The organism is Bradyrhizobium sp. (genome assembly GCF_017881085.1).
In the GTDB taxonomy this organism is placed as follows: domain Bacteria; phylum Pseudomonadota; class Alphaproteobacteria; order Rhizobiales; family Xanthobacteraceae; genus Bradyrhizobium.
Genome location: NZ_JADGRI010000281.1, coordinates 1 through 7,215, shown reverse-complemented (window position 1 = coordinate 7,215; position 7,215 = coordinate 1). Strand labels below are relative to the sequence as shown.

Below are 7,215 nucleotides of genomic sequence, written 5' to 3'. Positions count from 1 at the left end.
GAGCCGAAATTGTTCTTGGCGAGCGCGGTCTTGCGCTCGACGTCGCGCTGCTTGAGCGCGATGCCGGCGTTGACGAGGTCGACCGTGTCGCCATAGAGCTTGACGTTGGCGACGAGATTGTCGTGGCTGGTCTTGGCATCGTCGAGCTTGGCGCGCGCCTGCGCCACCAGGAGCTGGAACGGCACCGGATCGATCTGGAACATGACGTCGCCGGCGGCGACCTGCTGGCCTTCCTTCACGGCGACATTGATGATCTTGCCGGAGATGTCGGGTGTGATCAGGACCTTCTGCGCGCCGACATAGGCGTCGTCGGTGGTCACGTAGCGTCCGCCATTGAGATAGAAGGTCAGCCCCGCCAGCAGCGCCACCAGCGGCAGCACCACCAGCAACAAAGTGCGGCGATAGCGCCGCATGCCGGCCATCAGGCGGCGGCGCGGCTCAGCGGCAATCTTGATCCGGGGTTTACCCGCCGGACTGCCCTTCTGCTCGGGCGGAAATTTCAGGATCGGATCAGCCATAGCGCTGTTCCTTCTTCGGCGGTTCCGCAGGGGCGTTCTGGATCGCGTTGCGCACGTTTTCCTTGATGGCCTCCAGTTGGGCGAGCAGGCGGTGGGCGTCGACCGGGTTGATGCCCTCCAGCGCGGTCGCGGTCAGCTCGGAGCGCAAGCTGGCCAGTTTGGCGAGCAGCGGCCGCGCCGCCTTGCGCAGATAAAGCCGGTTGACACGGCGGTCGGTCTCGTCGCCGCGGCGCTCGATCCAGCCATTGTCGCAGAGCTTGTCGATCAGGCGCGTCAATGTGATCGGCTGCATATCCATCTGCTCGGCGAGTTCCGACTGTTTCAGGCCCTCGGTGCGTTCCACCTTGGCCAAAACGGCCCATTGCGCGCGGGTCATTCCGTAGCGCGCCGCCTGCTTGTCGGCATAGGCGCGCACCAGCCGCTGCAACTCGCCGAGCGTAAACAGGAAGTTCATATCCACGGGGCCGCGGGCCATCAGGGGTCGTCTCCATAAGCTTTGGATATAATAAGCTAGCTTATTATCTGGATATGGCAAGTTTAGGGAGACCTGACCCGCTGACAGCACATGGCTCGGTCGGGCATCCGGGGAACGACGCGGAATTTGGGGTTGCCGCGGTAAAATGCTAAACAATTGCCGCGGCGCGCCGGAGTCGACGGCCCGGACCGGCCGCGTTACATGATCCCCCATGGCCCTGACCAAACCGACCTTTCCCGCGCCCGATCACGACCACGGCCGCTGCACCGCGGACGCGATCGATCATGCCGAACGGGTCTGCAAGCAGCGTTCGCAGAAATTCACCCCGATCCGGCGTCAGGTGCTGCAGGCGCTGTTGTCCAGCCACCGTCCGCTCGGCGCCTATGAAGTGATCGACGAACTCGCCAAATCGATGCCGCGGCCGGCGCCGATCACGGTGTACCGCGCGCTCGATTTCCTGATGGAGAACGGCCTCGTCCACCGCATCGAAAGCCGCAACGCCTATCTCGCCTGCGCGCACGACCATGACGCCGCGGCGATGGTGGCGTTCCTGATCTGCGATGAGTGCGGATCGGTCGGCGAAATTCCGGCGGCGCCGGTGGCGCAAAGTCTCAATGCCGCGGCGCGGGCGCTGGGTTTCGCGCCGAAACTGTCCGTGGTCGAGATCGCCGGTATTTGCGCGCACTGCCAGAAACCTTGATATTTTGGGCATGATCTCGTCCGAAAACCGGAACGCCACTTTGCGCTTTCGCGGCCCTGCGGTTCGGGATCATGCCCCAACAACACGGCGGCAAGCCGGATAACGAGGGTTCATGTCGTCCAATCCTGTGATTTCATCGGCCGGGCGGCCGCTGACCCCCGGCGCGGTCGCGCTGATGCTGATGCTGTGCCTGAGCTGGGGCTTCAACCAGGTCGCGGTCAAGCTGGCGCTGCCGGACATCCCGCCGATGCTGCAGGCCACGATCCGCTCCTCGGGCGCGCTGATTGTGCTGTTCCTGATTGCGCGGCTGCGCGGCGTGAAACTGTTCGAGCGCGACGGCACGTTGCGCGCGGGGTTGCTGGCGGGCGTCATCTTCGGCGTCGAATTCGTGCTGATCTATCGCGGCCTGCTGCTGACCTCGGCATCGCGTGCGGTGGTGTTTCTCTATACAGCGCCGTTTTTCGTGGCGTTCGGCTCCTACGTGTTTCTCGGCGAGCGGCTGCGCGCCTCGCAATGGGGCGGACTTGCTTTGTGCTTCGCCGGCGTCGCGCTGGCGATCGGGGTTCCCCAGGCCGACGTCGATGCCAGGGTGCTGCTCGGTGACCTCCTGATCATCGCCGGCGGTGCGCTGTGGGCGGCGACCACGCTGCTGGTCAAGGCGACGGCGCTGCTCAGGGCGCCGGCGGAAAAGGGCCTGGGCTACCAGGTGGCGCTTTCGGTCCCGATTCTGGGGTTCGCGGCGTGGATTTCAGGCGAAACCCTGACCCGGGTTCCCGGCCCCCTGGCGCTGTCGCTGATGGTCTATCAGGCGGTTTGGGTGGTCGGATTGACGTTTTTGATCTGGTTTGCGCTGGTCAAGACCTATTCCGCCAGCAAATTGTCGGCATTTACCTTCATCACCCCTTTGTTTGGCGTGGTGGCTAGCTATTTCATCATGCACGACACCCTGACCCTGGCCTTCGGCGCCGCGGCCCTCCTTGTGATAGCCGGACTTTACCTCGTTAACCGTCCCGGCCCCGTGGTCCCGGTTCCCACCTGATCCATTGCTGAATGTCACCAAAACCTGATATTCGAGACCCCATGAACAAGCCCGTAAAACCGCCTGAGAACGACGCCGCCAGCCCCAGGGCCCGGCACAAAACCACGCAAGTCATGGTCGGCAATGTCGCCGTCGGCGGCGGCGCGCCGATCGTGGTGCAGTCGATGACCAACACCGACACCGCCGATGTCGAAGGCACCATCGCCCAGGTCGCCGCCCTTGCGCGCGCCGGTTCCGAACTGGTGCGGATCACGGTCGACCGCGAGGAAGCCGCCGCCGCCGTGCCGCATATCCGCGACGGCTTGCGCAAGCGCGGCATCACCACACCCTTGATTGGTGACTTCCACTATATCGGCCACAAGCTGCTCGCCGAATATCCGGCCTGCGCCGAAGCGCTCGACAAATACCGTATCAACCCCGGCAATGTCGGCTTCAAGAACAAGCGCGACACCCAATTCGCCGACATCATCGAGATCGCGAACAAGAACAACAAGCCGGTGCGTATCGGCGCCAACTGGGGTTCGCTCGATCAGGAGCTGCTGACCCGGCTGATGGAAGAGAACGCCAAGCTGCCCGAGCCGCTGGAAGCCCGCGCGGTGACGCGCGAGGCAATGGTGCAGTCGGCGCTGTTGTCGGCCGCGCGCGCCGAGGAACTCGGCATGGCCAAGAACCGCATCATCCTGTCGGCGAAAGTCTCCGCCGTGCAGGATCTGATCGCGGTCTACAAGGTGCTGGCGTCGCGCTCGGATTACGCGATCCATCTCGGTTTGACCGAAGCCGGCATGGGCTCGAAGGGCATCGTCGCCTCGTCCGCCGCGCTCGGCATCCTCTTGCAGGACGGCATCGGCGATACCATCCGGATCTCGCTGACGCCCGAGCCCGGCGGCGATCGCACCCTCGAAGTGCAGGTCGCGCAGGAACTGCTGCAGACCATGGGCTTCCGCACCTTCGTGCCGCTGGTGGCGGCCTGCCCCGGCTGCGGCCGCACCACCTCGACCACCTTCCAGGAACTGGCGCGCTCGATCCAGGATTTCATCCGCGAGGAAATGCCGGGCTGGAAGACGCGATATCCGGGCGTCGAGGAACTCAACGTCGCGGTCATGGGCTGCATCGTCAACGGCCCCGGCGAATCCAAGCACGCCAATATCGGCATCTCGCTCCCCGGCACCGGCGAAGCGCCGGCCGCACCCGTGTTCGTCGACGGCAAGAAGTTCCGCACCCTGCGGGGACCTACCATCGCCGCCGACTTCAAGGCGCTGGTGATCGATTATATCGGCCAGCGGTATGGCAAGGGCGCGAAGGCTCCCGCCGCCGAGACAGCGGCGGAGTAAGCGCCTCAGCACGCGATCGTGGTGACCCCACCGTTCTCGCCACAGTCCGGCAACGAGTGATCGCGTGCAATCAGACTCCATTTCGGAGTTTGAATCGGGTCCGCGGCTGAACCATTAACCCACAATGCCCCGACTTTATTTCCGCTTTCGGCGGTATAGCGAGCTTGGCCTGATTGTTACTGGCTCGACCCGGTCGCGAGCGAATGGATCTGAACGGACGTTCGGCCCGAACGACACTGACCGCAGAGATCTTCGATCGGCAACGCCGTCTCAGTGGGCACGAGGCAGCAGGTAGCGGACGGTCATTCCGGCCCCGCTGGTTCGGTCACGAATGATCGTATCTCCGATTTTCATTTCAGCCTGCATGGCGTCGCAGCACGAAGACATCCCGTGAGTAGAGCCGGGATAGCCGCCGAGCAAATGGTACAATTCCCCGGAGTTGATCAGGACATCAATCCGACCGCCCTGGGCCGCACGGTCCATCTGCTTCAGCAACCCTTGTCGGAAGTGATCAATCGAAACCATGGCTGCCCCCAAAAAAGAGCGATGCATCCCTCGATAAGGCGCATCCCTTAATCGCGCTCATGCATTGATGCAGATCAATCCACCCAAATGAGAAAGCAGGTGGGCGGGCAGTGCAATTGGGCACTGTGTGCCAGAAATATCACCATCAGTATGGTCTTCGATCCCTACGGTTCCACCACAACAGGAGGCACATCACCGCCCCTTGTTTAATCTAGGAAAGCAGGGGATTGCACATGATGAAACGAACTCAAAAATTAACGATCGCCGGAACGGCCGCGCTTGCAGCGCTGGCTTTCGCAGGCGCGGCGCTTGCCGCAGATCTTCCGGCGCGGACTTACGCGAAGGCGCCAATGGTAAGCCCCGTATATAGCTGGACCGGCTTCTACGTCGGCGGCCATGTCGGCGCTGGCTGGGGCACCACCGAGACCGACCTGAATGTTGGTGCGCTGGTCAACGGCTTCTTGCCGAACGCCGGTCTCGGTCTGAACCTGCCCATCGGGCAGACTCAGTTGAACGGCTTTCTGGGAGGTGCCCAGGCCGGTTATAATTGGCAGGCCGGCATGATGGTCTTTGGCGTGGAAGGTGATTTCACCTGGTCAGGCCTGAAGGGCGGCACTACATGTCTTCTCGTGATCCATTGCGATGCCGAAGTTAAGTGGATTGGCGACGTCACGGGCCGGGTTGGCGCTACTGTCGGTGACCGCGGCTTGGTCTATATCAAGGGCGGCGGCGCTTGGGCAGACAGCAAGTATCTCGTGAACCAGAACGTTACCGTCGGCGGCATTGGTGGTGGACTTACGGGTACTCTGGATGGCTCCGTGAGCAAAACGCGTTTCGGTGGCGTATTGGGTGCCGGTATCGAGTACGGATTCATGCCCAATTGGTCGGCCAAGCTTGAATACGATTACTTCGATTTCGGGAAGACCGATTTGAGCATGCCGGTGAGAGCAGCGGGAGCGATTGCAAACGCTGGTGGCTCCGCTTCGTTCAATCTGCCCATCAACGTCAACCAGCAGATTCATACGATCCGCGTGGGCGCGAACTACCACTTCTGATCCGAGGGTCTGCCCGCTGTTTGATGCGAACGTTCTCGATCAAAGATGCCCCAGCGGGTCTAACCTTCGAGCGGCTTGACCCATGCGAGGCAAATGTAAATGGCGGTTTCCGTCGAAAAGTCGGACTCCGCCATTTACTTGATCGCCCACCGTCAGCGGACGGGATCGCGCCGGTCGAGCCTATTCGCTCCAATACTCGTTCCCGCGGCCTTCGTGACAAACCAGCTTTGAGCTGCCAGCGCTTCCATTGATCTGAATCAATGGAATTGCTGAACTATCGGCGCTAGATCATTCTTTATTTTTGTCCTGGACGATGTCGCAAATGGCTAGAAGGACAATTCCTAGCGGCGATATTTGGTATGTGGCATTTCGCCAACCCAATGAAGCGGCTGGCGTCTATGTGCGAAACTCGCGCACATTTCGAACAGAAATTGAAGCCAAGCAGTTTGTCGGTGAGCAATTGGCGCAAGGCTGCGATGTAAGCGCGGGCACAATCAACCCTCATTTCCCCAAGAGGACGATCGGTCCATTACAAATTCAACACTGGCTCGCTATCGGAAAATGACGCCAACGTTAGGCATCGCACAGTTGACCCAGCGCAGTAAGCTCGGGCAGCTATACTCTAACCAATGACACGTTCTATGCTTACAAAATTACACCGAGGGATTTCAACGCTCGGTCTATCCCGGCGCCGCTGAAGCGAATGTATTAGCTTTGGCGGCGCTGTGCATTTCTGACTGTGTAGTTCGGGTTGGCGCGAGGATCGAAAAATGATCATCGAAATGTTTTTGTTTCTTGCTTTTGTCGTCGCAGTGGGTGCCGTCATTGTGAAAGCGTATGAATGGCGACAGGACGTTCTTTACGGGCCGTATATGCGCGATCTGCCTGACCAGGCAAATCAGTGATTTGCCTGTCCAGTCCCTCGCGCAAAAATATTTTGCTTCCGTGTTGGCGCAAATCACCTTCCTGTCCGCCACCGTCCCGTCCCACTCCGAGGGGCGTTTCGCGATCGTCACGAATGCGGGACGGGATGCGGTGGCCGCATTGGCGCTTTTGACGAACAGCGCTTGATGCGGACGGCGAAGTCGTGTGGTCCTGATGCCCCGATGCTGGCATCAAGTTCTTGAGAAGCAAGCTTCTCAGGGGCGACGGTGGCAAGAAAGCCGGTCACCGAGGAGAGCGCGAAGTAAGCCGTAAAACCATTGCGCGGGGAATGCCGGACGATTTCCGGTGTGACCTGACCAACGCGTGTGCTCACTACCACTATTCTTGCACACGCGGCTTGCGGGCGCATCGGGCGCCCGGCATTCCCTGCGCCCTCTGATCTCCGAGGGCCGAACGAGCAGGCCAAACCTCGCCCAAACATGCGGCGAGATCGCGGATCTGCGCCTTGCCGGACCCTTGAATCCCGGATTGCGCTTCGCTCCATCCGGGCTACGATGGCGCAAAACAACAAGCTATCGGAGGACGCTCATGAGCTCGCTCGCCAGCAAGCAGGGTCCGCGCTATCGCCACGTATCAGGCGAGGAAGAGCCCTACGAGACCATTGCGGTCGAAAAGCTCACGCCGATC

Annotated in this window: 8 protein-coding genes and 1 pseudogene; 5 read left to right on the top strand and 4 right to left on the bottom strand. The window is 61.2% G+C overall.

Annotated features, from left to right (window positions below; all coding sequences use genetic code 11):
* The coding region (locus QZ213_RS21895) for a biotin/lipoyl-binding protein (RefSeq protein ID WP_291688181.1) at window positions 1–518 on the bottom strand (518 nt) is incomplete at its 3' end.
* Window positions 511–993, bottom strand: a complete 483-nt coding sequence (locus QZ213_RS21890) for a MarR family transcriptional regulator (protein WP_291688180.1) — start codon at window positions 991–993, stop codon at window positions 511–513. The genes QZ213_RS21895 and QZ213_RS21890, both read right to left, overlap by 8 nt.
* 211 nt (window positions 994–1,204) lie before the next feature.
* Between QZ213_RS21890 and QZ213_RS21885 the strand changes: the two genes are divergently transcribed.
* The 3 genes and pseudogenes from QZ213_RS21885 to ispG all read left to right on the top strand — a co-directional run bounded on the left by QZ213_RS21885 (window position 1,205) and on the right by ispG (window position 4,063).
* Window positions 1,205–1,693, top strand: coding sequence for a Fur family transcriptional regulator (locus QZ213_RS21885; protein ID WP_291688179.1), 489 nt, complete (start codon window positions 1,205–1,207; stop codon window positions 1,691–1,693).
* Window positions 1,694–1,805: 112 nt separating this feature from the next.
* Window positions 1,806–2,760: pseudogene (locus QZ213_RS21880) on the top strand (DMT family transporter).
* Between the two features lie 13 nt (window positions 2,761–2,773).
* Window positions 2,774–4,063 carry a flavodoxin-dependent (E)-4-hydroxy-3-methylbut-2-enyl-diphosphate synthase gene (ispG, locus tag QZ213_RS21875; RefSeq protein WP_291688178.1) on the top strand — a complete coding sequence of 430 codons (1,290 nt, stop codon included), beginning with the start codon at window positions 2,774–2,776 and terminating at the stop codon, window positions 4,061–4,063.
* Window positions 4,064–4,333: 270 nt separating this feature from the next.
* Here the strand turns inward: ispG and QZ213_RS21870 are convergent, their stop codons facing one another.
* Window positions 4,334–4,588: a hypothetical protein gene (locus tag QZ213_RS21870; protein ID WP_291688177.1), complete on the bottom strand. Its 255-nt coding sequence runs from the start codon at window positions 4,586–4,588 to the stop codon at window positions 4,334–4,336.
* 233 nt (window positions 4,589–4,821) lie between these two features.
* Here QZ213_RS21870 and QZ213_RS21865 point away from each other — a divergent pair, with 233 nt between their 5' ends.
* A complete protein-coding gene (locus QZ213_RS21865; RefSeq protein ID WP_291688176.1) occupies window positions 4,822–5,643 on the top strand; it encodes an outer membrane beta-barrel protein in 822 nt (273 codons plus the stop codon).
* Window positions 5,644–6,413: 770 nt separating this feature from the next.
* Window positions 6,414–6,548 (top strand): hypothetical protein, encoded by a 135-nt coding sequence (locus tag QZ213_RS21860; RefSeq protein WP_291688175.1) that lies wholly within the window; start codon window positions 6,414–6,416, stop codon window positions 6,546–6,548.
* Between the two features lie 107 nt (window positions 6,549–6,655).
* Here QZ213_RS21860 and QZ213_RS21855 read toward each other — a convergent pair whose 3' ends face one another.
* The gene (locus tag QZ213_RS21855; RefSeq protein WP_291688174.1) at window positions 6,656–6,901 is read right to left on the bottom strand and encodes a hypothetical protein; all 246 of its coding nucleotides are present in this window, start codon (window positions 6,899–6,901) and stop codon (window positions 6,656–6,658) included.
* Window positions 6,902–7,215 lie beyond the last annotated feature (314 nt).

Excerpts from the sequence above, each read along its gene's own strand:
- QZ213_RS21890 (WP_291688180.1), bottom strand. The coding sequence starts at position 993 with ATGGCCCGCGGCCCCGTGGATATGAACTTCCTGTTTACGCTCGGCGAG.
- QZ213_RS21885 (WP_291688179.1), top strand. The coding sequence starts at position 1,205 with ATGGCCCTGACCAAACCGACCTTTCCCGCGCCCGATCACGACCACGGC.
- ispG (WP_291688178.1), top strand. The coding sequence starts at position 2,774 with ATGAACAAGCCCGTAAAACCGCCTGAGAACGACGCCGCCAGCCCCAGG.
- QZ213_RS21870 (WP_291688177.1), bottom strand. The coding sequence starts at position 4,588 with ATGGTTTCGATTGATCACTTCCGACAAGGGTTGCTGAAGCAGATGGAC.
- QZ213_RS21865 (WP_291688176.1), top strand. The coding sequence starts at position 4,822 with ATGATGAAACGAACTCAAAAATTAACGATCGCCGGAACGGCCGCGCTT.
- QZ213_RS21860 (WP_291688175.1), top strand. The coding sequence starts at position 6,414 with ATGATCATCGAAATGTTTTTGTTTCTTGCTTTTGTCGTCGCAGTGGGT.